The organism is Spirillospora sp. NPDC000708, from assembly GCF_040299565.1.
GTDB lineage: Bacteria > Actinomycetota > Actinomycetes > Streptosporangiales > Streptosporangiaceae > Spirillospora.
In genome coordinates, this window is the sequence record NZ_JBEPCJ010000026.1 from 13,102 (window position 1) to 39,110 (window position 26,009).

Here is a 26,009-nt window from a genome sequence, read left to right on the forward strand (position 1 = left end):
GCCGCGGTACGTCCCTCAGGCGCCGATGTAGTGCATGACGTGCTTGACGCGGGTGTAGTCCTCGATTCCGTACATCGACATGTCCTTGCCGTAGCCGGAGTGCTTGAAGCCCCCGTGCGGCATCTCCGAGACGAACGGGATGTGGGTGTTCACCCACACCGCCCCGAAGTCCAGTGCCTTGCTCATGCGCATCGCGCGCCCGTGGTTCTGCGTCCACACGCTGGCCGCCAGCCCGTACCGGACGCCGTTGGCCCACTCGATCGCCTGCGCCTCGTCGGAGAAGCGCTGGACGGTGATGACCGGGCCGAACACCTCGTTCTGCACGATCTCGTCGTCCTGGCGGAGCCCGCCGACGACGGTGGGCTCGAAGAAGAAGCCGGCGTCCCCGGACCGCGAACCGCCGGTCAGCACCTCCGCGTGCCCCGGCACCCGGTCGATGAAGCCCTGGACGCGCTCCAGCTGCGCGGCGCTGTTCACCGGGCCGTAGAAGGCGTCGGTGTTGCTCGGCGGGCCGACGACGGTACCGCGCGCCGCCTCGGTGAGCGCCGCCGTGAACTCGTCGTGCAGCCGGTCCGCGACCAGCACCCGCGTCGCCGCGGTGCAGTCCTGCCCGGCGTTGAAGTAGCCGGCCTCCGCGATGCCCTGCGCCGCCGACTCCACGTCCGCGTCGTCGAACACCACGACGGGCGCCTTCCCGCCGAGCTCCAGGTGGACCTTCTTGAGGTCCTTCGCGGCGGCCGCGGCGACCTCCATGCCCGCCCGCACGCTGCCGGTGATCGACACCATCTGCGGGGTCGGGTGCTCCACCAGCGCGCGGCCGGTGTCGCGGTCGCCGCAGATCACGTTGAAGACGCCGGGCGGGAGGAACTCCGCGGCGATCTCCGCCAGCATCAGCGTGCTGACCGGGGTCGTCTCCGACGGCTTGAGCACCACGGTGTTGCCCGTCGCCAGCGCCGGCCCGATCTTCCAGACCGCCATCATCATCGGGTAGTTCCAGGGCGTCACCTGCGCGCACACCCCGATCGGCTCCCGCCGGATGGACGAGGTGTGGTCCGCCAGGTACTCGCCGGTGGCCTTGCCCTCCAGGACGCGGGACGCGCCCGCGAAGAACCGGAGGTTGTCCACCATCGGCGGCAGCTCCTCCTCCATGGTGAGCTGCACGGGCTTGCCGGTGTCGCGGCTCTCCGCCTCGACCAGCTCGCGTCCCCGGGCCTCCACCGCGTCGGCGAACCGCAGCATCGCCAGGCTGCGCTCGCCGGGCGTCGCGTCCCGCCAGGCGGGGAACGCCTCCGCGGCGGCGCGGAACGCGGCGTCGACGTCCTCGGCGCCGGACACCGGCGCCTCCGCGTACGCCTCGCCGGTGCTGGGGTCGACCACCTCCAGCGTCCGCCCGTCCTTGGCGTCGGTGTACTCGCCACCGATAAAGTTGCGCAGCCGTTCGCCGCTCATCTCGATCCTTCCTGGGCGCCGCCGCCCGAACTGTCCCGTTGGCCTGACCCTGACAGAGGTTCCAGCCCAATACAAGTGATTCCGTTGTTACGATCCAGTTTCACGACTGATTCACTTGGACCGACCGCCTCACACCCTCGATGCCGCAGCTAGGAGTACCTACGATGACGGAGGAGCGCCCTCCCTCCCGCCGGGGGTCCGCCCGGTCTCCCGTGCATCTCGACGAGACCGCCAAGCGGATCATCGAGCAGCTCCAGCAGGACGGCCGCCGCTCCTACGCCGCCATCGGCAAGGCCGTCGGCCTCTCCGAGGCCGCGGTCCGCCAGCGCGTGCAGAAGCTCCTCGACACCGGCGTCATGCAGATCGTCGGCGTGACCGACCCGCTGATGCTCGGCTTCTCCCGGCAGATGATGATCGGCGTGAAGTGCGAGGGCGACCTGGAGACGATCGCCGACGAGCTCGCCGCCCTCGACGAGATCGACTACGTCGTCATCGCCGCCGGCTCGTTCGACATCCTGCTCGAACTGGTCTGCGAGGACGACGAGCGCCTCCTGGAGCTGCTCGGCCGGATCCGCGCCGTCCCGGGCGTCGTCTCCACCGAAAGCTTCGTCTACCTCAAGCTGCGGAAACAGACCTACTCCTGGGGGACCCGCTGAGGCCGCGCGCCGCCGTCCGCCTTCGCCCGCCATCCGTCGATTCTCGTCCCGAATGAGGATGTTCCGGCAACCCCTCGCGGCGTACTTTGGGATGCCGTAAGGAAGGAGACCGGCCATGTCTGAGTCGGTCCGCCCGGACCTTCCCGCCCCCGGAACCGACCGCATCGCGCTGAGCACGACCGCCGAGCAGCTCCTCGCCATCCGCAAGGCCGCCGACCTGATCGGCTGGAGCGTCGCCGACTACATCCTGTCCGCCGCCCTCGACCGCGCGGAACGCGACCTCTACGAGCACGCCGCCGCCCTCCGCGCCGCCGCTCCCGACCCGCCCCCGGACCCCAAGGCGACCGAACCCTACATAGCCCTCCTCCTAGCCCTGACCTGACTCCCGCCCACCCCTGCCCCCGCCACCTCCGGCGGGGGCACCACAGCCCCTCGGCGGGAGCACCGAAGCCCCCGGCAGGCCACCACAGCCCCCGGCAGAGCACCACAGCCCCACCCCCCACTCGCCAATAGACTCGGCAAGACGGCCATCTCCGAGGCGAATCACCGATCCATCTGAGCCTCTGATCCCCGAAGCCGCCCACCTCGGATTCACCCCAAATCACTGACCCGCCACCTCCACCTCGCCCACCGGCCAAAACCCGCCTCCCCGGCGAGCCCACCACCCCGGCGAGCCAGGCGGCTCAGCACCCGACCAGCTCCGCGCGCTCCTCGCCTCAACGAGCCCACCGGCTCGCGTCCAGACCAGCTCCCCAAGTCCGCGGCCCCGACGAGCTCACCGGCCCGCGTCCAGACCAGCTCGCCAAGATCGCAGCCCCGACAAGGTCACCGACTCGCCGAGCTCACCAGCTCGCGTCCAGACCAGCTCGCCGAGATCGCGACCCCAACGAGCTCACCCACTCGCCGAGCTCACCGAACCGTTTAGATCACCGCCTCACGTCCAGACCAGCTCGCCGAGTCCGCGGCCCCGACGAGGTCACCGACTCGCCCAGATCACCAGCTCGCGTCCAGACCAGCTCGCCGAGATCGCGACCCCAACGAGCTCACCCACTCGCCGAGCTCACCGAACCGTCCAGATCACCCCCTCGCGTCCAGACCAGCTCGCCAAGATCGCAGCCCCGACGAGGTCTCCGACTCGCCGAGGTCACCGGCTCGTGTCCAGGTCGCGGGCTTGCCGAGGTCACCTGCTCGCCGAGGGCGAGGGGGTCGGCGAGGGTGCGGGCTGGGCGGCGAGGTGCTGGTTCGGCGGGGTGTCCGGTCTGGGTGAGGTGGTGGGGCGGGTTCAGGTGTGGTCGGTGAGGGCCGTGGACAGGCGGGCCGCGTAGTCGGCGGCCTCGGCGTCGGAGTCGTACTTGTGGCGGGGCCAGAAGAAGCCCCTCAGGCCGTCCTTGCGGTTGCGTGGGACGACGTGAACGTGCAGGTGGGGGACGCTCTGGCTGATGCGGTTGTTCACGGCGACGAAGGAGCCGGCGGCGCCGAGCACCGACTCCATGGCCGCCGCGAGCCGCTGCGCGTGCTGGAAGTACGGGCCGACGAGGTCGGCGGGCAGGTCCGGCAGTGTCTCGACGTGCGTCCGCGGCACCAGCAGCGTGTGTCCTTTGAAGAGCGGCCGGGCGTCGAGGAACGCGAGCGCGTCCGGGGCGTCGAGGACGACGTGCGCGGGACGCTCTCCCTTCAGGATCTCGCAGAAGACGCAGGACTTGCCGGACACGGAGTCAGCCATGCGCGGCATTCTGCCGCCCCCCGGCCTGCGTGCGCAGCCTCCTCCCTAACGGCCCCCTTAGGTTTTCGCCGCTACCCTTCGTGTCCTATGCGGCTCGACGACGTCGCCTTCCGCTACCACCGGAGGGGTCCCTGGGTGCTAAGGGACGTCACGCTCTCCCTCCCGCCCGGCAGCGTCACCGAGGTCACGGGACGGAACGGCGCTGGGAAGTCCACCCTTCTCCGCCTCATCGCCGGCCTGCGCGGGCCCCAGAAGGGATCGGTCCGAGAGAGACCGAGCCGCATCGGGTACGCACCCGAGCGTTTCCCGGTGGACCAGCCGTTCACCGTCCGCTCGTACCTCGGCCACATGGCCGCCGTCAGGCGGGTGCCCGAGGACGCGATCGGGACGTGGGCCGAGCGTCTGGCCTTCGATCACCTCCTCGACGTGCGGCTGCCGGAGCTGTCCAAGGGCAGTGCGCAGAAGGTCGGCCTCGCCCAGGCGCTCATGGACGACCCGGGACTCCTCATCCTCGACGAACCGTTCGCCGGGTTGGACGCGGCCACCCGCGACACCCTGCCGGGGCTGATCGCCGGTCTCGCCGCCGACGGTGCCACCGTGGTCATCAGCGACCACCAGCGCTGCATCGAGTCCCTGCCGGGCATCGACCGGCTCCAGGTCGCGGGCGGCACGGTGACCCGCCTGGCCGCCGCCGACGAGCCGGGCGCGCCGAGGCTGACGGTGCTCGAGGTCGTGGTGCCCGAGGCCGACGCCGACACCGTGGAGACCAAGCTCCGCGCGGACGGCTACACCGTGCGGAGGCCCGACCAATGATCACCATGTCCCGCGCAGGGGACGAAGCGTGCCGATGCGGCAGGCGGCCCGGTGCCTCGAAGGGGCCGGGCACCGTTCGCGATCGGGCAGGGCGCTGGAATCAGCGAGGGTCGGCGGACCGCGATCGGCAGTGTGCGGTGGGCCGGGGCCGGGGCGAGCGTGCAAGGTGGGGACGGTGATCGCGCTCGCGCGGTTCCAGGTCGAGGGGTACGTGCGTTCGCTGCGCGTCCTGCATCCGGTGATCGTCGTGGCGCTGGTCATGACGCTCGTCCTCTTCCAGGGGCCGGGCGGGCCGGAGCGGGTCAAGCTGTCCGTCGGGACGTTCGGCGATGTGGCGGCGTTCATGTTCCCGATCTGGGCGTGGACGGCGCGGGCCCTGCTGGACACGCAGCCCGACGAGCAGCGGGCGCTGTCGGCGACCGCGGCACGGCACCGTTGGACGCCCACATGGGCGGGCTTGGTCGCCGCGTACGCCGTGAACCTGTGCTTGGGCGTCATCGTGCTGGCCATTCCTCTCTTTCAGGGGCTCGAGGCGGGTGCGCCGGGGCGGGCGATCCTCGCGGGGTGCGCGCTGAGCGTGCCGGTCGCGCTCGCGGGCACACTGCTCGGCGCCTGGACGAGCCGGGCGTTCATCCCGGATCCGGGAGTGTCGCTGCTGGCGCTGCTGAGCGGCGTGACCGTGGTCCTCCTGCTGGGGCTGGGCCGGCTCTCCTTTCTCTCGGTTCCGATGATCGAGTGGCTGAGGGTGGCGCACGACGGCCCGGACCGCTTCGTCGCGGAGTTCCCCGGCCTAGTGCTGCACCTGGCCCTCTGGTCGGCCGTCGTCGGCGCCGCCTACGTATTCGTCGCCCGGCTGCGTCACTGACCGTCCATACGGGGTCAAGGGATCGCTGAGGCGCATGGTCCCTCCTGACGTCAGGCTGCTTGGACGGTCAGCCATGCTCGCTCCAGCGGGTCGCTCTGGCGGGTGCAGAAGTAGACGCGGCCGGGGTCGCCCCAGTACCAGCCGAGGCGGTGGTCGGAGTCGAGCTGGAGCAGGAGGCGCCAGTCGTCGACGGCCGCCAGATCGTCTTCCGACAGCTCCGGGGCGTCGAGGCCGTCGAGCGGACGTCCCGTGGAGGCGTACAGGCAGTCGGGGCCGATCGGCCGCTGGACGAGGTCGGGCCAGCCTCCCAGCTGATGCGCGGGCGCCTCGGACGTGACGTGCCGGGACCAGACCGCGTGCAGTTGCTCGTACTCGGCCAGGAAGCCGCGATGGACGCGTTCCAGCCGCTGCACGACCATCTCCTGCGGCGAGGGCAGCGACAGGAACGGAGTGGCGCCCAGTTCGGTCGGTGGATAGGACAGGGCGCCGGGCGGTGGCTCGGCGGGATGCAGGTCGCCGGTGAACACGCGCCAGCCGTCCCGCTGCCCGGACGCGTCGCCCCACGGCCTCGGGATCTCGCTCGCGTAGTAGAAGGCGGCCGGACCGCCCCGAGGAAGGCCCGGGATCGCGCCGAAGACGGCGAGTTCGGTGAAGTCGACGGCGCCGAGGAAGTCGAGCGGACGGCCCCTCCATGCGGGCCAGGCCGCGGCGGCCGGCAGTAGCGGGGCACCGCCCAGCCGGACTGGTACGCCGCCGCCGGCTCCGAGCCGCACCGCGGGCCGGGCCAGGGACAGCAGGACCGAGATGATCTCGGGGGTGAACAGCAGGCCGAGGAAGGTGCTCAGCCGCTGGCGCTGCGCGTCGAAGTCGTCCATGCACCGAAGGCTGCTGGGGCCTGGCGGCGGTCACCACCCCGCGGCGAAAATGTGGATAACTCTGCGGCGATGATCGTTCTCAGCGGCCTTCGAGGGCCCCGGCGAGCTGGGTGAGGAAGCGGTCGACCTCCTGCTCGTCGTAGCCGGGGCCGAGGCGGACGACGCGGAAGACGCTCTCCCGGACGTCGCGCGCCGACACCGGCGGCGCCGCACCGCGCAGCCCGGAGATGACGCGGTCGAGGAACGCGTCGACGTCCCGGACGTCGTAGCCGGGGCGCATGCCCGAGCCGGCGAACCGGGCGTTCTGGATCCAGTTGATCAGCCATGCGGGGTTCGCCCGGGAACGGCCGGGACGCTCGGCGATCGGCGCCTTCGTCTCCAGCTCCCGGATGCACTCGCGCACCAGGTCGTCCACCGCGCGGCGGTCGTATCCGCGCAGGACGACGTCGAAGCGCGCCGTGCGCACCTCGTCGGCGGACATCGGCGGCCCGCCGTTCAGCGCGCCCGAGATCCGTTCGAGAAGGCCGTCCACCTGTGTCCGGTCGTAGCCCCGCAACGCCACCGGCAGCCGCGTGCTCATCAGCGCCACCGTGCTCCTCAGCCCTCGTCCCCGCGCCCGCGGGGCCCCGGGGGCGCCGCCGGCGCGCTCAGTCCTTGGTCGCCGCGGCCAGCTGTCCGCAGGCCCCGTCGATCTCCCTGCCCCGAGTGTCGCGCACCGTGACCGGAACCCCGTGGGCCTCCAGGCGGCGGACGAACTCGCGCTCGTCCTCCGGCCGCGAGGCGGTCCACTTGGACCCCGGCGTCGGATTCAACGGGATCAGATTGACGTGTACGAGGTGGCCGCGCAAGAGCCTGCCGAGAAGATCGGCCCGCCATGCCTGGTCGTTGACGTCCTTGATGAGCGCGTACTCGATCGAGACGCGGCGCCCGCTGCGGTCGGCGTAGGCCCAGGCGGCGTCCAGGACCTCGGCGACCTTCCACCGGTTGTTGATCGGGACGAGGTCGTCGCGCAGCTCGTCGTCCGGGGCGTGCAGGGACACCGCGAGCCGCACGGACATGTCCTCGGCGGCGAGCTTCTCGATCGCCGGGACGAGGCCGACCGTGGACACGGTGACGGAACGCTGGGAGATCCCCAGGCCGGCCGGCGCCGGATCGGTGATGCGGCGGACCGCGCCGATGACGGCCTTGTAGTTCGCGAGCGGCTCCCCCATGCCCATGAAGACGATGTTGGAGACGCGGCCGGGCCCGCCGGGGACGCGCCCACGGGCCATCGCGCGCGCGCCCGCCGCGACCTGCTCCACTATCTCGGCCGTAGAGAGGTTGCGCGTGAGACCGGCCTGCCCCGTGGCGCAGAACGGGCAGTTCATGCCGCAGCCCGCCTGGGACGAGACGCACATCGTGGCCCGGTCGGGGTACCGCATCAGCACCGACTCGAACAGGACGCCGTCGAACGCCTTCCAGACCGTCTTCAGCGTCCTGCCGCCGTCGCAGTCCAGTTCGCGGACCGGGGTCAGCAGCGAGGGCAGCAGTTCCGACACCAGCCGGTCGCGCACGGCGGCCGGCAGGTCGGTCATCTTCGCCGGGTCGTCGACGAGCCGGGCGAAGTAGTGCCGCGACAGCTGGTCGGCCCGGAACGGCTTCTCGCCCAGCTCCGCGACCGCCTCGCGGCGCTCGGCCTGGGTGAGGTCGGCCAGGTGCCGCGGCGGCTTGCCGCGCCGCGGCGCGGCGAAGACGAGCTTCGCCGGGGTCTTCTTGGGCGCGGCGCCCGCGGTGGCGGGCTCGGTGGTGGCAGACATGGTCCTTCCAGTGTCGCAAACACCTGCCGATGCCTCGTCCGCATCCGGGCGCTCTTCCCCCGCGCGCGCCCGGCGTCCTGCGGCGAGCGCTGCGACATCGCTGCGCATGACCTTCACTGCGACTAAGGTCTGATCATGTCGGTTTTGCGCAGGGGCACCGCTTCGCCCAGGACCCCCGCCGCCACGATCGTCCACGCCGAGGCCAGCCCGTACGGCAGCCGGAGGCTCGTCGTCGAGTCCGACGGCGATGTGACCTCGGCCTACCTGCGGGACGCGCGGGATTCGGTGATCGGCGCCGTCTGGGTCGCCAACCACCGCAAGGCGCCGTCGTCGCTGGACCGGTCGCGGCTCGACGCCGGCGGCGCACCGCTGCTCCCCGAGTCCCATGTCGCCCATCCGCAGGGACGCGAGGCCCTCGACGCCTCCGCCCTCGAGGTGGTGTGGTTCGAGGAGGGCGACGGCGTCGCCGTGCTGGAGGCGGGCGACCCGCTGTTCGTGATCCCGGGATGGTCGGACATGGGCCGCGGCATCCCCGGCTACGCGCGCGACGCGACGGAGCAGAGCCCGTTCGCCTTCCCTATGGAAGAAGAGATCGCGGAGTTCGGCCCCCGTATCGAGCGCGCGCGCGAGCACTGGAAGATGTGCCGCGCGGAAGGCTCGTGGGCGGAGTTCCAGCAGTCGGTCCTAGGCCACCTGCTGCAGCGGCTCGGCCCCGGGGGCCACTACTGGCACGACGTGGGACGCCAGCTCGCGGGAGGCAAGGTCAGCCCGTCCCCCACCGTGGGCGTGACGGAGCGGCCCGCACGCGGCGACCGCGGTTTCACCGTGCTCAGCACGGTCGGGATGAGCCGCCAGCGGATGCCCACCGTGGAGCTGTACGAGGACGACGTCGCCCCGTACGCCCGCATAGAACTCGCTGTGGCGAGCACACTGCCCAGCCAGCGCGCGGGAAGCATCTTCCCGTGGCTCGCCCAGTACCCGTGGCGATCGGTGACCTGGTTCGCCCCGGGGGACGTGGTCAAGTGGTACCACGAGGCCCGCACGTTCCCCCTCGGGAGCGGCGACGGCGCGTGGGAAGGCGTGCTCCTCCTGGAAGATCCCGCGCGGCTGGCCGGGCCGGAGGCGCCCGCCCTCACGGGGCTGACCTTGCACGGCGATCCCGTCCGGTGGCTATGGCTCGTCCCCATCTCGGGCGAGGAGCACCGGTACGCCAAGAGCGAGGGCTCGGACGCGCTCATCCGGCGCCTGGCGCAGCAGGGACGCTCCTGGGTCGTCTCCTAGGCCGGAGACGGCCGGCCGTTCTCCTAGGCCGGAGACGACCGGCCCCATCCAGGGGCCGGTCCCGCCCAAGACGCCTGAGAGGTCTAGCTGGGGACGAACAGCTCCAGCAGCAGCCACACCACGGGGGCCGTCGCGACCAGCGAGTCGAGGCGGTCCATAACCCCGCCATGGCCCGGCAGCAGCGTGCCCATGTCCTTGATGCCGAGATCCCGCTTGATCATCGACTCGATGAGGTCGCCGCCGGTCGCGGTCACCACGGCGGCGAGGCCGACCAGCGCGCCCTGCCAGGGCTGACCGCCGTCCAGCAGCCACCACACCAGCCACCCGCCGACGATCATGCAGGTGATCGCGGAGCCGGTGACGCCCTCCCACGTCTTCTTCGGGCTGATCGTGGGGGCGAGCTTGTGCTTGCCGAGGAACGTGCCGGCGAAGTAGCCGCCGATGTCGCTGGCCACCGTCGTCGCGATGAAGATGACCGTGCGGTCGTCCCCGTCGCCGGGCCGCATCAGGAGCGCGACGATCCCGCCCATCAGCACCAGGTAGCCCGCGACGAACGAGCCCGCGCTGACGTCCCGGACGTAGCCGTCCGCGCCCTCCGTCATCCGGATCAGCATCATGCTGAGCACCGTGAGGGACACCGCCGCGACCACCGCGGTGGTCCCCCACACATAGGAGACCACCGGAGTGGCCACCATGCCGGTCGCCACCGGGATGAACGGCACCCGGATGCCGCGCGACTTGAAGGCGTCCGTCAGCTCCCTCATACCGAGGAAGAGGAAGACCACCATCACGGCGAGGAAGATCGGCTTCACCGTGTAGAGCGAGAGCAGTACCAGCGCGCCGAGGGCGACGCCCACGCCGATGGCCATCGGCAGGTTCCTGCCGGTCTTGCTCTGGCGCCCGCCGCCGGACGGGTCCGGTGGCGGCTCCCCCTCGGATCCAGCGCGCGCGCCCGTCACGGACGTCACACCGGAGGGCGCCGCGTCTTCGGCGGCGGTGCCTGCGGGGACGTCCGGCGCCTCGCCGGAGGGCGAGTCCAGAGCTTCTCCCGGGGGTGGGCCGGGCATGTCGACCTCCGGCTCATCCGGGGAGCCCGTGGACTCCCCGGCGTCGTCGAGTCCCATCAAACTTCGAGCAGTTCGGCCTTCTTGTGCTCGAGCAGCTCGTCGATCTGCGCCACGTACTTGTGCGTGGTGTCGTCGAGCTCCTTCTCCGCACGCCGCACCTCGTCCTCGCCGACCTCGCCGTCCTTGGCGAGCTTGTCGAGGGTGTCCTTGGCGCGCCGGCGGATGTTGCGGATGGAGATCTTGCTGTCCTCGGCCTTGGTGCCGGCGACCTTGATGAAGTCCTTGCGGCGCTCCTCCGACAGCTCGGGGAAGACCACCCGGATGACGTTGCCGTCGTTGGTGGGGTTCACGCCGAGGTCGCTGTCGCGGATCGCCTTCTCCACCGCCTGCATGGACGACTTGTCGAAGACCTGCACGATGACCATCCGCGGCTCCGGCAGCGTGAACGACGCCAGCTGGTTGACCGGCGTCGGGGTGCCGTAGTACTCCGCGGTGATCTTGTTGAACATGGCGGGGGTGACCCGGCCGGTGCGGATGGCCTGGAAGTCCTCCTTGGCGACCGCGACCGCCTTCTCCATCTTCTCCTCGGCTTCGAGGAGGGTCTCGTCGATCACTGTGACTCCCATGTCATCTGGTCGGCCCTGGCACCGCGTTCCGGGCCGCGGTCAGCCCTGTGCCGGGCTGACCAGCGTGCCGATCTTCTCACCCCGGACGGCCCGGACGATGTTGCCCTGCCCCATGAGGTCGAAGACCACGATGGGGAGCGCGTTGTCCATGCAGAGGCTGATGGCCGTGGCGTCCATGACCTTCAGACCCCGCTGTAGAACCTCACCGTAATCCAAACGGTCGAACTTGACCGCCTCTGGACTCTTACGAGGATCGGCGTCGTAGACGCCGTCGACCTGAGTCGCCTTCAGGACCGCCTCGGCACCGATCTCCAGCGCGCGCTGGGCGGCGGTCGTATCGGTGGAGAAGAACGGCTGCCCGAGCCCCGCGCCGAAGATGACGACCCGGCCCTTCTCCAGGTGCCGGATGGCGCGCCGCGGGATGTACGGCTCGGCCACCTGGCTCATGGTGATGGCCGTCTGCACGCGCGTGTCGAGGCCGAGCTTCTCGAGGAAGTCCTGCAGCGCCAGGCAGTTGATGACCGTGCCGATCATCCCCATGTAGTCGGCGCGGCCGCGGTCCATGCCGCGCTCGGCCATGACCGCGCCGCGGAACATGTTGCCGCCGCCGCACACGACCGCGACCTGCACGCCGTCCTTCACGGCCTCGGAGATGGCCTCCGCCACGTGCTGCACGACCTCCGGGTCGATGCCCAGGGGATCGCGCCCGGCGAACGCCTCGCCCGAGAGCTTCAGCAGCACCCGCTTCCAGCCCGCGCGCGGCGCGTGCTGCCCGGACGACGGGGCCGCCGTCGCACTGGTGGTCGTCTTCTCCGGCACGTCGGCGGCCTCCTCGTTGCGTCGCTGAATCTCGGGTCCCTGTCTCCAGAGTGCCCTTACGCCTGCCCGACCTTGAACCGGGCGAAGCGCACGACCTTCACGCCGGCCTCGTCCAGGACCTTCGCGATGGTCTTCTTGCCGTCCTTCACGAACGCCTGCTCGAGCAGCACGAAGTCGCGGAAGTAGGCGTTCACCCGGCCCTCGACGATCTTCGGGATGGCCTGCTCGGGCTTGCCCTCGTCGCGGGTGAGCTGCTCGGCGAGCGCCCGCTCCTTCTCGATCACGTCCGCGGGGATCTCGTCGCGGTTCAGGTACTTGGGCGCCATCGCCGCGATCTGCTGCGCGACGTCCTTGGCGACCTCGGCGTTCTCCTTGTCCAGCTCGACCAGCACGCCGGTGGTCGGCGGCAGGGACGGGTCGGACTTGTGCAGGTAGCTGGCCACATAGGCGCCCTGGAAGTGGGCGAAGCGGCGCAGCTCCAGCTTCTCGCCGATCTTGGCGCTGTTCTCCTCGATCAGGGCCTGGACGGTCTTGCCGGCCTCGATCTCGGCGCCGAGCAGGGACGCCGCGTCCGCCGCGCCGCTGCCCGCCGCGAACTCGACCAGCCGGTTCGCCAGCTCGATGAACTGCTCGTTCTTGGCGACGAAGTCGGTCTCGCAGTTGAGCTCCAGCAGCGCGCCGTCGCCCGAGCCGTTGAAGTGCTCGGCGACCAGGCCGTTGGCCGCGGTGCGCTCGGCGCGCTTGCCGACGTCCTTGGCGCCCTTGAGGCGCAGCAGCTCCGTGGCCTTCTCGAAGTCGCCGTCCGCCTCGGTCAGGGCGTTCTTTACGGCCATCATGCCGGAGCCGGTCAGGTCGCGGAGCCGCTTGACGTCAGCGGCGGTGAAGTTGGCCATCGCTCTCTTCGCTTCTCTCGTCGTTGGTCGTGGACCCGCGACGGTCCCGGCGGCGTCGCCACGACGCCGCCGGGACCGTTGGATCAAGCCTGCTGGCCCTCGGCGGGGGCCTCCGCCGGAGCCTCGGCGGGCGCCTCGTCGGCCGCCGCGGCCGGAGCCTCGGCCGCGGCCTCGTCGGCCGGCGCGGCGTCGGCGGGCGCCTCGGAGGTCTCCGCCTCCGCCGGAGCGGCGGCGGCCTCGTCCTCGGCCTGCTTGTTCACCAGCAGGTCGCGCTCCCACTCGGCGAGCGGCTCGCTGGCACCGGAGGCGGCGCCCTCGGCCGGCTTCTCGTCGCCGCCGGACGCGGCGCCCGCGCGCGCGAGGAGGCCGTCGGCCACCGAGTCGGCGACGACGCGGGTCAGCAGGCTGACGCTGCGGATGGCGTCGTCGTTGCCCGGGACCGGGTAGTCGACCTCGTCGGGGTCGCAGTTGGTGTCGAGGATGGCCACGACCGGGATGCCGAGCTTCTTGGCCTCGTTGACCGCGATGTGCTCCTTCTTGGTGTCCACGATCCAGATGGCGCTCGGGACCTTCGCCATGTCGCGGATACCGCCGAGGGTGCGCTCCAGCTTGTCCTTCTCGCGGCGCAGGCCGAGCAGCTCCTTCTTGGTCATGCCGGAGCCGGCCACGTCGTCGTAGTTGATCTCCTCCAGCTCCTTGAGCCGGGTGAGCCGCTTGTGGACGGTGGAGAAGTTGGTCAGCATGCCGCCCAGCCAGCGCTGGTTGACGTAGGGCATGCCGACGCGGGTGGCCTGCTCGGCGATGGACTCCTGAGCCTGCTTCTTGGTGCCGACGAACAGGATCGTGCCGCCGTGGGCGACCGTGGCCTTGACGAACTCGAAGGCGCGGTCGATGTAGGACAGCGACTGCTGCAGGTCGATGATGTAGATGCCGTTGCGCTCCGTGAGGATGAAGCGCTTCATCTTCGGGTTCCACCGGCGGGTCTGGTGGCCGAAGTGGACGCCGCTCTCCAGGAGCTGCCGCATGGTGACGACGGGTGCCATTGCCCGTGTTCTCCTTCTCTGGCCCTTCCGGGCCGCATTTGGTTGTCGCCCTGCGCCCGGGCATCGCCCCACCGTCGCCGCGGCGACGGACCGAGGGGCGGCGCCCCACCATGTTTTCGGTGGCATGCGGACGCGTGAAATCAGCCGCCGGGACGCCCCTGGCGGCTGTGATCCGGAAACGTTCCCCGGATCCGTGACCTCTCCGCTCACGAGAGCGGCTTCCCGCCTCCCCGCCTGACGGCGGATCGGCGACGGCCTGGCCCTGGCCGGTGTCCTTCCGGGCACGCATACAGATTATCAGGGCCCGGACGCCCCCGGGAATCAACGGACCGAGCGGTTATCCACAGTTGGCGGACCTCCTCGACGGCCGGGTTCGCGGGCGGCAGGCTCCTGGGCATGACCTTGCTCACACTGCTCCTCACCTGCGTGATCACCGCCTGCTCTCCGGGGGTGAGCGCCTGGCGCTGGCCGTTAGGCCCGCCCACGCCACGGGTCCTGCGCGCGTTCTCCCCGCCCGCCGTCCCGTGGGGCCCCGGCCACCGCGGGGTCGACCTCTCGGCACGGCCCGGCGAGCCGGTGTACGCCGCCGGGGCCGGACGGGTCTCGTATGCCGGGCGCCTGGCGGGGCGGGGCGTCGTCGCCGTCGACCACGGGCCGCTGCGCACGACGTACCTGCCCGTCAAGCCCAGCGTCAAGGCCGGGCTACAGGTGACCTTGGGCGCCCGCATCGGCATCCTGGAGGACGCGCCTCTCCACTGCCCGACGCCTTGCCTGCACTGGGGCCTGCGCAAGGGCAGCGTTTACCTGGATCCGCTGAGCCTGGTCAGGCGGGAAGTACGGCTCCTCCCCCAGTGGCCGCAGGCCGCACCGCCGCAGAAGGCATCGTCGCAGGAACACGAGCGGCATTCCCCGTCCGAGCAGCCCTCGGCTCCGGGCATGACGCTCCGCGACGCGTCGACGGCCACCGGTGGGGCCGTCACGGGACTGGTCCTCGCCTACTCGCTGTCCTTCGCCTGGCGCCGCAGCCGCGCACGCGTCCGGTCCCGCCGGCCGCCGCCCGGGGTCATCGACCTCGCCCACGAGCGGCGCCTGCGCCGCGTCCCCCAACGCCGCGAGGAACGCACCTAGGAGCGCCCTGAACAGCCGGGGTGAGCTGCGGAGGGACCGCTTAGTTCTCTCGGGCGGCGCGAGGGTGGGCTTGGCGGTGGACCTGCTTGAGCCGTTCGGCCGAGACGTGCGTGTAGAGCTGGGTGGTCTGCAGAGACGCGTGGCCGAGGATCTCCTGGACGCTGCGGAGGTCGGCGCCGCCCTCCAGCAGGTGTGTGGCCGCGGTGTGGCGCAGGCCGTGCGGGCTGAGGTCGGGCATCGTGCCGGCGTCGGAGATCCGTGAATGGACGATGCGGCGCGCGCTGGTGGGGTGGAGGCGCCCTCCGCGTGCGCCGAGGAAGAGGGCCGGGCCGCTGTCCTCGGTCGCCACGGCCGGACGGCCGGCCCTGAGCCAGTCCTCCACGGCCCGGACGGCCGGCTCGCCCACCGGGACGGTGCGTTCCCGGTTCCCCTTGCCCAGAACGCGTATGGTCCGGCGGCCGGTGTCCAGGTCGTCGATATCGAGGCCGCAGAGTTCGCTGACGCGCACGCCCGTCCCGTAGAGGACCTCCAGGACGGCCAGGTCGCGCAACCCCATCGGCCCTTCGGCGTCCATGGTGTCGAGAAGGCGCGCCGCATCGTCCTGGGTGAGCACACCGGGGAGGTCGCGGCGCTTCTTCGGCGTGCCCAGCAGCAGGCCCGGATCGTTCTCCAGCAGCCCGCGCCGGTGGAGGTGGTGGGTGAAGGCCCGGACCGCCGCCGTCCGGCGGGCGAGCGTGGCGCGCGCCCGCCCGAGGGCGTGCTGGCGGGCGAGCCAGGCGCGCAGCAACGACACGTCCAGGCCCGCCGGGTCCGTCACCCCGACGTCCGACGCGTACGCGCACAGGTCCGCCAAGTCGCCGAGGTAGGCGCGCAGGGTGTGCGGCGAGACGCCGCGTTCCACGTGCAGGTGCCGCCCGAACTCGTCCACGGCCTCGTTCAGATCCACAAGGGCCACGCTGCGGCACCCGACCGCCCCGAGCAAGCACGCACCGCCGCTTTCCGCCGGATCGCCGCGAATGTCGCCGGTGGTTATCCACAGAACCCGGTTCTCATGCTTCGCGGATCCGGCCTCCGGCAGCGTCGGAGGCCGGAGGTGAGGCACATGACCGCCCACATCGAACTGGGCCGGCGCGGAGAGGACGCGGCGGCCGCCTACCTGACCGGGCTCGGCTGGACGGTGCTGGACCGCAACTGGCGCTGTCCCGAAGGCGAGCTCGACATCGTGGCGCACGACGGCCGCGCCCACGTCGTCTGCGAGGTGAAGACCCGCCGCTCGGCCCTGTACGGCGACCCGCTCGAGGCCATCACGGCCGCCAAGTCGTCCCGGTTACGGCGGCTGGCCTGGCGGTGGGCCGCCGCGCACGGCGTCGGCGGCGCGCAGGTCCGGGTGGACGTGCTCGGCCTGGTCGTCAAGGGCGACGGCTTCTCGATCGATCATCTGAAGGAGGTGTGCTGAATGACGCTCGCCAAGACCCGCTCGGTGTCCCTGGTGGGGGTGGACGGCTTCGTCGTGGACGTCGAGGCCGCCCTCACCAGCGGAGTGCCCGGCCTGCACCTGGTCGGGCTGCCCGACACCGCGCTCAGCGAGGCGCGCGACCGCGTCCGCGCGGCGATCTTCAACTCCGGCGAGGACTGGCCCAACCCGAACTAGTGCTGAAGACTAGCAGACAGACCGCAAACCTTGCCTGACCTGGGCTGATGGAAAAAACGAGTATAGGGCGAGGGACTTCACAGTGCAGCCCGCCTTGCTACCCGAGCGAACGCCCAGCCCTCGGACTTTCGTCAGATCAAAGAATAAAGGGTCTGATCTGGGGATCTGCGAAAAAACGAGTATAGGGTGAAGGCACCCGACAACCCCGTCGTGACCTGCGATGTCTTGATTAACTCTTGTAGGGTGACGGGCCGGTCACCGTAACTCGACCGTCTAAACGGACGACGGATGCCCGGAGGAACTCACGTCCCAAGAGGGCGACCGACTGCCCCACCTGCGGATCTACCGAAAAACGGGGATAGGGTGAGGCCCTGTGCAGCCCTCGCCACCACAGACCCGCACCAACACGGTGCGGGTCTTTTCGTTTGCCAAGGAGGATGCACAGCCCATGACCGAACCAACCAACGTCGAAACGATGCTCTGGGAAACCGTCCGCGCCTACAGGGCCCACCTCCTCAATGCGGACCTGTGGGACGAGTTCGTTGACTTTGATCGGTACTTGGTTGCGAACGGGTTCCGTGAGGTCGAGAGGAAGTTCTTCGATCCGAACGAAGACGATGAGTGAACCTGACCCGGTTCTCCGGGACCTCAAAGAAGCATTGGACCGGATAGCAGAGGAGGAAGAACTAGGAGAGGCAGCAGAGGGATTCATCATCCTGACTATGACCTACTGAATGAACCATGCGCCGGCCGTCCCTTTGTGGGCGGCCTTCTGTGTGCCCGGAGGAAACATGACCAGCCCCAAGCACTTCGCCCGACTGAAGGAGAAGAAGACCGTGGAAGTCCGCACCGGAGATATCAAGTACATCAGCATTCCCGTGGGGATTACGGCTGACGATCTCGCCGCAGCCGTCGGCGCCTTCGCCGACGAGCACCCGGACCACCAGATGGTGAAGACCTATCGGGATCGCAAGAGTGACGCTCTGGTCCTGACGTTCAGCAACTGATCGAGGAGGAGACATGAACGACATGTTCGGCAAGGTTCAGCAGGACTACTCCGGGACGGTCGGGTTCACTCAATCCAGGCTTTCCCTGGACTCCCGGATGTTGCTGATTGCGATGAGCCGCGCAGACAACGCGGGCCATGCTCTGTTTGAGGAAGGGGAGTTGCGTTACCTGCTGGCAAAGCCCACTAGCGACGGGTCTCGAAAGCCCGTCTCTCGGGCGACCGTGTTCAACAACCTGAAGAAGCTTCGGGAGTCCGGGCTACTGCTGCCTGGCGGTGGGGAGCGTTGCCTGTGGCTCCCTCGGGAGTTCTGGTCCCGAGGGAAGGTCAGCCAGTCCCAGGAATGGTGCCCGGTGCACCACACCCGCAAGCCTGGTTCCGTGTCCAACGTGATCCAGACTCCGGACGGTTCGATCTTCCACGGTGGCAGTGGAGAGGGCGACTCGTGGTGGGCCAGCCCAGATCCTGACAGTCTAGTTCCGTAGGACTGGGGAGAGTGATTTAGACCGGATCGACTTGGGAGGCTGGACTCATCGAGTCTGCTCCCTGCTGAAACGTCGATTTCTCTCCATGCTCTCTACTCATCGGCCGGAGGATGACACTGTTCTGGCAATCCTCCGAGCCACTTACGTGCCTCTAGACAATACAGACAGTCATTGGGACCGGGCTTTCGGGCCCGGTCCCTTGCTATTGACAGTTCAAGGCCAGCGACCCAACCGCTGGCTACTTACTTCTTTCTAACAACCACAGTGCTGGCTATCGCCAGCCGCAACTAGCAAAGGTAAGCAGTGAAGATCAAGGACAGGATTGGGGCCGTCCTGCTGGGGACGGCCAGCACATTGCTAGTAGCCCTCGCCGGAGCGATGGGCTACGTCAGCTATGCCGCTCAAGCGGCATTCGTTGAGGAGGTGAAGGGCCCAGGGCTTGACGTGCACCTGGAGGCCCTGGGCCTGGACGTTGCCTCGGTGGTCTTTGCCCTCCTCGGCCTGGTGGCGGCCCGCCTCGGAAAGCAGGCCCTCACAGAGCGGACGCTCAACGTGGCTTGCGTTGGTGCGTCCGTTGGCATGAACGCTCTCGCCGCCCCTCCTGGGTCGGCCCCGGCCATGGTCGCCTACGTCATGCCCGCTGTGCTCTATGCGGCGACCAGTGACCGGCTGATTGCCACCGTCCGCATGAGGTTCCTGGAGACCCCGGCGGAGGTCCCCATAGCCCCGGAGACGCCCGTAGAGCCGTCCCCGGTACGGGAAGTACCCCAGACCCTTCCGGAGCTAGTGAGCGACCCTGACGCGCTTCCTGAGCCCACTGAGAGGGATCTCCTGGCAGCGATGCCGTCCGATGCTGCCCGTGTCCGGTACGCGCTTGAGGTTCTGGGTCTGGACGCCAAGCGGGCCGAGGTTCAGGAATACCTAGCCGAGCGCGGATTCGAGGTGCCCGCGAACACGGTCTACAACGTCCAGTCCCAAGAACGGAGGAGGGCCCATGAAGAGGCCCTCAATGAAGCTTGGAACGAAATGAAGGCGTTGGAGGCCGACGAGAGGGAGGCGGCGTGAGAACGATAAAAAGGCAGTGCTCTCACTGCCGTGAGGAATTGATCATCCATCGACCCAAGGGAAGTCGTGGGCGGATTCCCAAGATGCACCCCCATTGCAGCGTGGAATCCAACCGCGGGAAGTCCCGTGAGAAACAGCGCGCCATCCGTGCCGGCCAGCATATTCCAGAATACCGGGCTGAGGCTCCACTATGGGACCAGACTGAGCACCGGGGCCCCGGTGCCCGGAAAGCCATCTCGAATGCGGCGGGAATCGGTCTTGCCAACATTGACGAGTGGGGAGACGGTGGTGGTGGCGATGTCTGGAACCTGATCCAGGCCGAGAAGCTAGAGACTTCTCGGCTAGACCTCAACCTTGTCCGTGGCTACGGGACGCCCGATAGGCGGCCAAGGAAAGCCCGCGTGCCGAGCGGCGACAGTGACGCTGACACCCTGACGCGGGCTTTGGCGTATCAGGGCTCTGAGGAGAGCTGGAGAACATCTCAGGGACCCTCTGAGGGCCGTACCGTGGCTATCCCGTTCGCTGCCCTGGACGACGAAAGCCGGACATGGCTTGAGTCTCACCCGAACTGGTGGGAGGAACCTAAGCCCGATCACCTGGGCGGGTGGGGCGTTAAGCCGTCCACTACGCCGATCGCACAGATTCCAGTACCGGGCGACGATTGGCGACGGTCGATGCTGGACGGTAAGCCGGTCAGTCTCGATGACTGGCCCCGGCCCGAGAGGATTCACCGGGTCTACGACCTCAACTCGACGGCTGAACCTGTGTGGCCTGATGCCAGGGTTAAGGCTCTGGTCTGCCACCAGTAGCAATTTTGGTAATACGTAGCTGGAGGGCGGGTTTCCTCCTCAGCTTCCCGCCCCTCCGTTTCTCCTTAGTGGTCGGTTGGTACTTCTTCCTGGGATGAACGGTAGGTAGGCCCGGCCTCCCTCGGGGCCGGGCTACCTCATAGACCACACACAGACTTTGAGACTCGCCGCTTGAGTTAGCGGCAAGCGCGGAAATAGGTCTCCCGCGCGTCTGGACGGAGAAACTTCGTCTTAACTCACCGGCCCTCCTGCGAAGGAGGGCCACCAAGCTTCCTGTCGGTGTTCTCCTCGGGGGCACCTGCCGCAATGGCAGGTGCCCCTAGCGCATCACCAGAGTTCGCACTCAGTTTCGGTCTACCGGCGCAAGGCTGGGGACCCCTCGGCCCCGGAAGGGCTGGGATCTTGCCGGGTACCTGCGAACTCCCCGGCTTGTTGGTCCTAGCCCCTTCCGGGGCCTTTTCTATTTATGGAGTTCGTATGAGTAATGAGCTAGAGCGACTGAAGACCGAAGTGACCTACTGGAAGCGAAAGAGCCGCAAGCATGAGAAGCAGGCCAAGAAGTGGCGCAAGCACGCCGAGCACATGGGCTACGTGGCCGTGATTAGAGAGCTTGCAAATGGAGACTGAGGCCATGCCCGCTGAGGCGGGCCCTGTCGAGGTTCCTTCAGTAGGTTCCGTAGAGGAGGCCCCGGCCGAGGGGCCGGCACTTCCTTCAGATCCTTCAACCGAGGACATCCCGAGTGATGAGCCGGCCGAAGAACCTTCTTCTTCATTCGAGGAAGAGGAGGAGCCAGCTCGGGACTGGGAGTCCGAGCTAGCTGAGCTGGCCTCTGAGCGTGACTCGCTCACGGCTGAGCGAGATGACCTCACCACCAAGCACCAGGACGCAGAGAGCCGTGTAAACGAGCTTCTCGCCGAGGTCGAGGCTCTCAAGGCTCGACTACTGCACGAAACCCTTAGCTCGGTACAGGCCGAGATTGGTTCCAAGGTTTCCGAGCCACACATGCAGTTCGTTGACAAGTCCGCGCTTGCGGATGAGAACGGCCTCCCCAACCGGGATGCCGTGAGGCAGTTCGTAGAGCTGTTCTCTGTCAAGCGGTTCGAACGGTCCGCCAGCGACCTTCACGTGGGCGCACAGACTTCGGGTAACCAGCCCGATCCCAACGCGGGCTTTGAAGGCCGCACCGGCTCCCGGCTGGACGCTCGGAACCGTAGTAGCAAGTTCAACCCCTTTGGAAGGAAGTAGCACATGGCCATTGACCCGGCCCCCAGTTACACCAATACCGGCACCGCCACCTACGTTCCCGCTGAGTGGAATGCGGGCCTCCTGGAGGCCCTTGACCCTCAGCTTGTGTTCGCCTCGGACGTTGTGAGCAACCGCAACTATGAGGGCGACATTCGGGGCCGCGGTGACAAGGTCGTCATTAATGGCATTGTCACTCCCGAGGTCGGGAAGTACAACGACTCGACCGGTATGACGATCGAGCAGCTTTCGACCGTCAAGCAGGAACTCGACATCACTGAGGCCGACTACGTCGCCTTCTACGTCGGCGACATCGAGACCGTTCAGGCGGCCGGTGCCCTGAACACCCCGGCCGTTCGCCGAGCGATTCAGAACCTCGCCAAGTCTATGGACACCTTCGTTGGTGGCGCGGCAGCTGCCAAGGCCACCGCCTACGGTGCCGTTGACGCCTCCGCCCTGACCTCCGCTCCGGAGAAGGGTGAGGTCATCCTTGAAGCTGCCTTCGACATGATGCAGCAGCTCGATGAGAACGACGTGGACACCTCCGGCCGGTGGGTCATCGTCTCCCCGCGCGTGAAGCGATACCTGGTCCGCGCTGAGGCCGTCGCCAACGCTTCGGCGTTCGGCGAGGGTGGTGTCACCCGGAACGGCACGGTCGCTCGCCTGGCGGGCTTCACGATCCTCAGCACCACCAACATGCCGAGTGGTGTGGACATGATCGCCGGACAGCGTGAGTTCCTCACCGTGGCCCACCAGTTCGAGGGCTTCCGGCAGCAGCCCGTTGAGAAGTTCCGCCAGGACCAGATCGACGGCCTGAGCCTCTACGGCGCGAAGGTCGTGCGGTTCCCGGAGCTGGACGCCACCCTCACCGGTAACCCGAACGCCTTCGACGAGACCAAGGCAACGGTCGGCATCCTGAAGGCCACTGTCGCTACCGAGTCCGCCGGCTGATCCTTCAGAACTTCATGCAAGTGAGCCCCCGGGCTGGCCTTCCTGGCTGGCTCGGGGGCTTCTTGCGTTGATCTAGATCACTCTCGTTATACCTGGAACCGAGCGAGCTTCCCGTGCGTCGGAAGGCGCGACCGCTGAGGTCTCTCGGAAAGTTGAGCAGGAAGGGTATCGATGAGCCGAGAGGTTCTGGAGGTCTAGATCACATATGGTCGGTCGCGTTCTGGACGCGATCGGTCAGGGGTCTGTTTGGGTCTTCGGTGTTGTCATCGCACTGGCTCTCTTGGGAGCAATTGCCTCGACGGTGATTGCTCGCCGGTGCGGCATCACCGAGATGTCGTTCAGACTAAAAGTGATCGGACTCTCGGTCCACTGGAAAGTGGAAGAGCAAAATGGGCGGCCCACGCCCAAGCGAGTGGGCTCGGCAGCAAGGCATAGGCCGAAAGAGGCTCGGAAAATCTCCTAGTCGACCAAGGACGACGAACGTGAGGGACACATTCCGAGTGTGATGATGGCACAGCATGAAGGCATCAGAAGGCCGCCCCGCCAAGGTCGTGGGTCTACGGGGCGGCTTTCACCTTCCCTGCATCTCCTCTGACTTATAGACCAGTTTTACTATCTTGTTACTTTTAACTTCTTGCAGGTCAATCCCTACTTTGAGGCCCGAAGCGCCTCAAATTCATTGTCCCAGATTCGTACATTCAGCGAGATGGGAAACTGCCCTCCCCAGCGCACGGACGGAACGAAGGAATCCCCCCACCCCTGCAAGATGTGGCCATGCCTGCCACCTGAAGAAAGAACGCTCTACAGCCTGTAACTGAGTTGCTCACTCCCAGTCCCCTGTTCTTTCTTCCCTCAGCCCTTGCTCATTCTCTCAGTCTCAACTTTTTTCAAGTCATCGCCATTGCTGAGCTGACCAGCTCTTTTGCTCTCTGAGCCCCAGCTCTTTGAGCGCTGGAATGGCGGGGACGGGTTGCGGAATGGTTGAGCCCGTGCTTCCTTGGTGATCCCGGCTCGACCGGGCAGCGGCCCTCATGGGCCCCGGGCAGTCCCCACAAGGGGACCCCGAGAACAGGCCAGCCCCCCAGCGTCACAACCGCCAAGTCACGCGCTGAGGGGCCAACACAGGGAGTGTCCCATGTCCCGCAGCATCGCTGCCAACCGTCCCACCGTCTCCGGAGCGGCCTACGCGGGGCCGTTCGGCCGGATCTCAGCTGCTATCGACCCTCACACCGAAGGTGACCGTGTCGGGGTGCTGGTCACCCTGCTGTCTGCCTTCTCCGCCGTGATCGGCCACGACGTCAAGGTGGCCCACGGCAAGTCTCAGCCGCTCGGCTTCTGGCCGGTCCTGGTGGGCCCCACGGGCAAAGGCAGGAAGGGCACTGCCCACGGGGCCGCCATGCAGGTTCTGAACGTGGCCTACGCGGGCTTCATGGACACTCAGCAGGTCGAGGGATGCCCTCGGACCGGTGAGGGTCTGGTGGCCACGCTGGCAGAGAAGGCCGTCGGGGACGTGGCCATGCCCGTCTTCCTGGTCGAGGAAGAGGGAGACAACCTCATCGACGCTGCCAAGCGCTCCAAGACGCTTGGCGTGGCCTTCCGGAAGGCTTGGGACGGCTCCACCGTCACCAACATCACTAAGGCCGATTCGATCACGGTCAAGCGGCCTCACGTCGGATTCGTGATGCACGTCCAGCCGAAGAACTGGGGTGCCATCTCCGGAACGAAGGATGCCACTGGGGGGACGTACAACCGGTTCTTCCCGGTGTACGTCGAGAGGTCCAAGCGAGTCCGTCTCTCGCAGGCTCGGACCCCGTCTGAGGTCGTTGTCCCGCTGGCACGGGAACTCCGGGACATGGCGGCCTACGCCGTGAACGTCTCCGAGGTGACGATGCCCGCTGACGTCGAGGACGTCTTTGAGTCGAAGCACAGGCCGGTTGTGGAGGCTCTCACGCTCGGGACTGAGGCTCTGGCCCAGTACGCAGAGCGGGCCCTTGCCTACATGCTCCGTCTCGCCGCGCTGTACGCGCTGGCAGACAAGCGGGACCTGATCAACGTGAGGGACCTGGACGCCGCTACAGCTCTGGTCACCTACATGGTGGACACCGTGACTCACGTCCTCCCGGACGCCCAGTCCGCTAACGGTGACCTCCCGGTGAGGGTCGCGAACTGGATTCGGGAGGCCGGTGAGGACGGCCGGACGTCATCGGAGATCCTTCGCCGGTACGGCATCAAGCGCGAGGAACTCGACATGATCGTTGCCGGGGACCCTCACCTGAAGGTTGGGAGGGGTGCCTACACGGGCGGTCGGCGGGCTGAGGTGTTCCGCTACGTGGCGGACGAATTCCCCACGAAGGAAGACACCACGGAGGGGGCGGCCGGTGAGATCAGCGTGGCTGAGCTTGAAGCCGTCATGTACGGGGCCACGGGAGTACGTGAAAACGGTGACGTACAGGACCCCCGGCCTGAGGAGAACACGCCCCCCGTGCACTCTGCTGTTGCCGCTCTGAGGGCCTTCCTGGACGCTCCCCGGAAGACTGAGCCGGTCAAGGTCGAGACCCCGAAGCCTGCCCCGGCCATGCGTGGTGTGGATGCCCTCCGGGCGATGCTGGACGCCCAGGCCGCCCCGGAGCCCGTTTACACGGCTCCTAAGCCCGGTGAAGTCGTTGCCGTACAGGAGGAGATCCCCACGGACGACCCCGAGGAGGACGACGACCTCTCGGACCTGTTGGCCGCCTGCAAGTTCGCCAACATCACGGCCTGAGTGAAGGAAGGAGCCCCCGCCTACGGGCGGGGGCTCTCGTCCGTCGCGACGAACGTCCCTCGACCTCGGACCCCGAACACGGCCTTGCGATTGCGAAGTAGGCGGAGTGATTCCGTTGCCGTCCGCCGCGATACCCCGAACTCGTCGGCAATGGCGGCGGTGGAGGGGATGCGACGCCCAGGCGGATACGTGCCGTCGGCGATCCGTCCCATGATCACGTCGGCAATCTGGACGTAGAGGGGTGTGGGGCCCTCCAAGTCGATCATGCGCTAAACGCTACCTGACCAGGGGCAATGCCTCCCTATGGCGCGTAACCACGCGCAAAGCTTCCCCTTGCTTCCTAACCTCGCGTAACGTGGGCGGCGGAAACGAAGCGACCCCGGGCAACGCGCCACGTCACCCGGGGTCTAGGACCGACCGCCTACAGGGAGGCGACCGACCCAATGAACGACTCTAGGGGACCGGGGAGCGGCATCCCTCGAATCGAGCACACCGACCCCCTTCCGGGCTTCCGGGAACCGTCCGGCCGTTGGGCCCTGCCATTCCTCACCGAGCGCGAGGGACGCCAGGTATGGACGATCGCGCGCCGCATCGCGTGCCCGCTGACTACGCGGGAGAGCCTCGCTGGTCTGTCGAAACAGCTCTACGCGGACACGCGGGAGGAGCTGGCCCGCCTGGTGGAGCGTGAAGACGCGGTAGCGGACGTGTTGCGGACCGCGCCGCCTGACTGGACCGAACGGACGTCCGGCCCGCCTGCGGGAGGTGCGGAGTGAGTGCGTTCGCCATGTGGGGGACCGCGATCCTGTCCGCCGCGTTCCTGTCAGTCGGGATCTTCGCGTTCGCGCTGGACCGCCGTCCGCGCCGGTACAGGGGGCGGCATCGCGCGATGTGGTGACCCGTCCCGCGCGGCCCCGTGATCTCGCCCCACACCGTTCAGAGGTCCGGCCGCTCCGCGGGACGTGAGAGCCCCCGCCGCCCTTGCCAGGCGGCGGGGGTTTCTGTCT

At 68.2% G+C, this 26,009-nt stretch carries 30 protein-coding genes; 18 read left to right on the top strand and 12 right to left on the bottom strand.

Going from position 1 to position 26,009, the window contains the following annotated elements:
* Window positions 1-15: 15 nt before the first annotated feature.
* Complete coding sequence (locus tag ABT299_RS20055; RefSeq protein ID WP_387027352.1) at window positions 16-1,449, bottom strand: gamma-aminobutyraldehyde dehydrogenase; 1,434 nt, start codon at window positions 1,447-1,449, stop codon at window positions 16-18.
* Window positions 1,450-1,613: 164 nt separating this feature from the next.
* Between ABT299_RS20055 and ABT299_RS20060 the strand changes: the two genes are divergently transcribed.
* Entirely contained in the window at window positions 1,614-2,105 is a 492-nt protein-coding gene (locus tag ABT299_RS20060) for an Lrp/AsnC family transcriptional regulator (RefSeq protein WP_190859793.1), read from the top strand.
* A 115-nt stretch (window positions 2,106-2,220) separates the two neighbouring features.
* Window positions 2,221-2,487 carry a type II toxin -antitoxin system TacA 1-like antitoxin gene (locus ABT299_RS20065; RefSeq protein WP_190859790.1) on the top strand — a complete coding sequence of 89 codons (267 nt, stop codon included), beginning with the start codon at window positions 2,221-2,223 and terminating at the stop codon, window positions 2,485-2,487.
* Between the two features lie 900 nt (window positions 2,488-3,387).
* Here the strand turns inward: ABT299_RS20065 and ABT299_RS20070 are convergent.
* Complete coding sequence (locus ABT299_RS20070; protein ID WP_500251656.1) at window positions 3,388-3,828, bottom strand: HIT family protein; 441 nt, start codon at window positions 3,826-3,828, stop codon at window positions 3,388-3,390.
* 87 nt (window positions 3,829-3,915) lie between these two features.
* On the opposite strand from ABT299_RS20070, the gene ABT299_RS20075 reads away from it, so the two are divergent.
* Together ABT299_RS20075 and ABT299_RS20080 are read left to right on the top strand one after the other, a co-directional pair.
* On the top strand, window positions 3,916-4,641 hold the full coding sequence (locus ABT299_RS20075) for an ATP-binding cassette domain-containing protein (protein ID WP_500251657.1): 726 nt from the start codon (window positions 3,916-3,918) through the stop codon (window positions 4,639-4,641).
* Between the two features lie 175 nt (window positions 4,642-4,816).
* Window positions 4,817-5,506, top strand: coding sequence for a hypothetical protein (locus ABT299_RS20080; protein ID WP_500251658.1), 690 nt, complete (start codon window positions 4,817-4,819; stop codon window positions 5,504-5,506).
* A 50-nt stretch (window positions 5,507-5,556) separates the two neighbouring features.
* Here ABT299_RS20080 and ABT299_RS20085 read toward each other — a convergent pair whose 3' ends face one another.
* The 3 genes from ABT299_RS20085 to rlmN all read right to left on the bottom strand — a co-directional run bounded on the left by ABT299_RS20085 (window position 5,557) and on the right by rlmN (window position 8,177).
* The gene (locus tag ABT299_RS20085; protein ID WP_500251659.1) at window positions 5,557-6,381 is read right to left on the bottom strand and encodes a DUF1963 domain-containing protein; all 825 of its coding nucleotides are present in this window, start codon (window positions 6,379-6,381) and stop codon (window positions 5,557-5,559) included.
* 79 nt (window positions 6,382-6,460) lie between these two features.
* Window positions 6,461-6,961, bottom strand: a complete 501-nt coding sequence (locus tag ABT299_RS20090) for a DivIVA domain-containing protein (protein ID WP_387027344.1) — start codon at window positions 6,959-6,961, stop codon at window positions 6,461-6,463.
* A gap of 67 nt (window positions 6,962-7,028) precedes the next feature.
* Window positions 7,029-8,177 (bottom strand): dual-specificity RNA methyltransferase RlmN, encoded by a 1,149-nt coding sequence (gene rlmN, locus ABT299_RS20095; RefSeq protein ID WP_190859772.1) that lies wholly within the window; start codon window positions 8,175-8,177, stop codon window positions 7,029-7,031.
* Window positions 8,178-8,312: 135 nt separating this feature from the next.
* Here rlmN and ABT299_RS20100 point away from each other — a divergent pair, with 135 nt between their 5' ends.
* Window positions 8,313-9,458: a suppressor of fused domain protein gene (locus ABT299_RS20100; protein WP_190859770.1), complete on the top strand. Its 1,146-nt coding sequence runs from the start codon at window positions 8,313-8,315 to the stop codon at window positions 9,456-9,458.
* An 83-nt stretch (window positions 9,459-9,541) separates the two neighbouring features.
* On the opposite strand, the gene ABT299_RS20105 is transcribed toward ABT299_RS20100, so the two are convergent.
* The 5 genes from ABT299_RS20105 to rpsB all read right to left on the bottom strand — a co-directional run bounded on the left by ABT299_RS20105 (window position 9,542) and on the right by rpsB (window position 13,906).
* The gene (locus ABT299_RS20105; protein ID WP_387027341.1) at window positions 9,542-10,525 is read right to left on the bottom strand and encodes a phosphatidate cytidylyltransferase; all 984 of its coding nucleotides are present in this window, start codon (window positions 10,523-10,525) and stop codon (window positions 9,542-9,544) included.
* Window positions 10,526-10,581: 56 nt separating this feature from the next.
* Window positions 10,582-11,139 (bottom strand): ribosome recycling factor, encoded by a 558-nt coding sequence (gene frr, locus ABT299_RS20110; protein WP_190859765.1) that lies wholly within the window; start codon window positions 11,137-11,139, stop codon window positions 10,582-10,584.
* A 51-nt stretch (window positions 11,140-11,190) separates the two neighbouring features.
* Window positions 11,191-11,970 (bottom strand): UMP kinase, encoded by a 780-nt coding sequence (gene pyrH, locus ABT299_RS20115; protein ID WP_151539737.1) that lies wholly within the window; start codon window positions 11,968-11,970, stop codon window positions 11,191-11,193.
* 56 nt (window positions 11,971-12,026) lie between these two features.
* On the bottom strand, window positions 12,027-12,863 hold the full coding sequence (tsf, locus tag ABT299_RS20120) for a translation elongation factor Ts (RefSeq protein ID WP_190859764.1): 837 nt from the start codon (window positions 12,861-12,863) through the stop codon (window positions 12,027-12,029).
* 83 nt (window positions 12,864-12,946) lie between these two features.
* Entirely contained in the window at window positions 12,947-13,906 is a 960-nt protein-coding gene (rpsB, locus tag ABT299_RS20125) for a 30S ribosomal protein S2 (RefSeq protein WP_500251660.1), read from the bottom strand.
* Window positions 13,907-14,302: 396 nt separating this feature from the next.
* On the opposite strand from rpsB, the gene ABT299_RS20130 reads away from it, so the two are divergent.
* Window positions 14,303-15,034, top strand: a complete 732-nt coding sequence (locus ABT299_RS20130) for a murein hydrolase activator EnvC family protein (protein ID WP_500251661.1) — start codon at window positions 14,303-14,305, stop codon at window positions 15,032-15,034.
* 40 nt (window positions 15,035-15,074) lie between these two features.
* On the opposite strand, the gene ABT299_RS20135 is transcribed toward ABT299_RS20130, so the two are convergent.
* Window positions 15,075-15,989 carry a tyrosine recombinase XerC gene (locus tag ABT299_RS20135; protein ID WP_500251662.1) on the bottom strand — a complete coding sequence of 305 codons (915 nt, stop codon included), beginning with the start codon at window positions 15,987-15,989 and terminating at the stop codon, window positions 15,075-15,077.
* 147 nt (window positions 15,990-16,136) lie between these two features.
* On the opposite strand from ABT299_RS20135, the gene ABT299_RS20140 reads away from it, so the two are divergent.
* The 11 genes from ABT299_RS20140 (at window position 16,137) to ABT299_RS20190 (ending at window position 25,005) form a co-directional block, all read left to right on the top strand.
* Complete coding sequence (locus ABT299_RS20140) at window positions 16,137-16,490, top strand: YraN family protein (protein WP_190859757.1); 354 nt, start codon at window positions 16,137-16,139, stop codon at window positions 16,488-16,490.
* On the top strand, window positions 16,491-16,685 hold the full coding sequence (locus tag ABT299_RS20145; RefSeq protein WP_500251663.1) for a magnesium chelatase domain-containing protein: 195 nt from the start codon (window positions 16,491-16,493) through the stop codon (window positions 16,683-16,685).
* A gap of 448 nt (window positions 16,686-17,133) precedes the next feature.
* Window positions 17,134-17,310: a hypothetical protein gene (locus tag ABT299_RS20150; RefSeq protein WP_500251664.1), complete on the top strand. Its 177-nt coding sequence runs from the start codon at window positions 17,134-17,136 to the stop codon at window positions 17,308-17,310.
* A gap of 166 nt (window positions 17,311-17,476) precedes the next feature.
* Window positions 17,477-17,692, top strand: coding sequence for a hypothetical protein (locus ABT299_RS20155; RefSeq protein WP_500251665.1), 216 nt, complete (start codon window positions 17,477-17,479; stop codon window positions 17,690-17,692).
* Between the two features lie 13 nt (window positions 17,693-17,705).
* A complete protein-coding gene (locus ABT299_RS20160) occupies window positions 17,706-18,176 on the top strand; it encodes a hypothetical protein (protein WP_500251666.1) in 471 nt (156 codons plus the stop codon).
* Between the two features lie 303 nt (window positions 18,177-18,479).
* Window positions 18,480-19,241 carry a hypothetical protein gene (locus ABT299_RS20165; protein WP_500251667.1) on the top strand — a complete coding sequence of 254 codons (762 nt, stop codon included), beginning with the start codon at window positions 18,480-18,482 and terminating at the stop codon, window positions 19,239-19,241.
* Window positions 19,242-19,342: 101 nt separating this feature from the next.
* Window positions 19,343-20,050 carry a hypothetical protein gene (locus tag ABT299_RS20170; protein WP_500251668.1) on the top strand — a complete coding sequence of 236 codons (708 nt, stop codon included), beginning with the start codon at window positions 19,343-19,345 and terminating at the stop codon, window positions 20,048-20,050.
* 477 nt (window positions 20,051-20,527) lie between these two features.
* On the top strand, window positions 20,528-20,677 hold the full coding sequence (locus ABT299_RS20175) for a hypothetical protein (RefSeq protein WP_500251669.1): 150 nt from the start codon (window positions 20,528-20,530) through the stop codon (window positions 20,675-20,677).
* A complete protein-coding gene (locus tag ABT299_RS20180) occupies window positions 20,667-21,296 on the top strand; it encodes a hypothetical protein (RefSeq protein WP_500251670.1) in 630 nt (209 codons plus the stop codon). The genes ABT299_RS20175 and ABT299_RS20180 overlap by 11 nt, the downstream gene beginning before the upstream one ends.
* A gap of 3 nt (window positions 21,297-21,299) precedes the next feature.
* Window positions 21,300-22,244, top strand: a complete 945-nt coding sequence (locus tag ABT299_RS20185; RefSeq protein WP_500251671.1) for a phage major capsid protein — start codon at window positions 21,300-21,302, stop codon at window positions 22,242-22,244.
* 1,135 nt (window positions 22,245-23,379) lie between these two features.
* Entirely contained in the window at window positions 23,380-25,005 is a 1,626-nt protein-coding gene (locus ABT299_RS20190) for a DUF3987 domain-containing protein (RefSeq protein ID WP_500251672.1), read from the top strand.
* Window positions 25,006-25,025: 20 nt separating this feature from the next.
* Here the strand turns inward: ABT299_RS20190 and ABT299_RS20195 are convergent, their stop codons facing one another.
* On the bottom strand, window positions 25,026-25,271 hold the full coding sequence (locus tag ABT299_RS20195) for a winged helix-turn-helix domain-containing protein (protein WP_500251673.1): 246 nt from the start codon (window positions 25,269-25,271) through the stop codon (window positions 25,026-25,028).
* A 503-nt stretch (window positions 25,272-25,774) separates the two neighbouring features.
* Here ABT299_RS20195 and ABT299_RS20200 point away from each other — a divergent pair.
* Window positions 25,775-25,900, top strand: coding sequence for a hypothetical protein (locus ABT299_RS20200; protein WP_500251674.1), 126 nt, complete (start codon window positions 25,775-25,777; stop codon window positions 25,898-25,900).
* The last annotated feature ends 109 nt before the right edge of the window (window positions 25,901-26,009 follow it).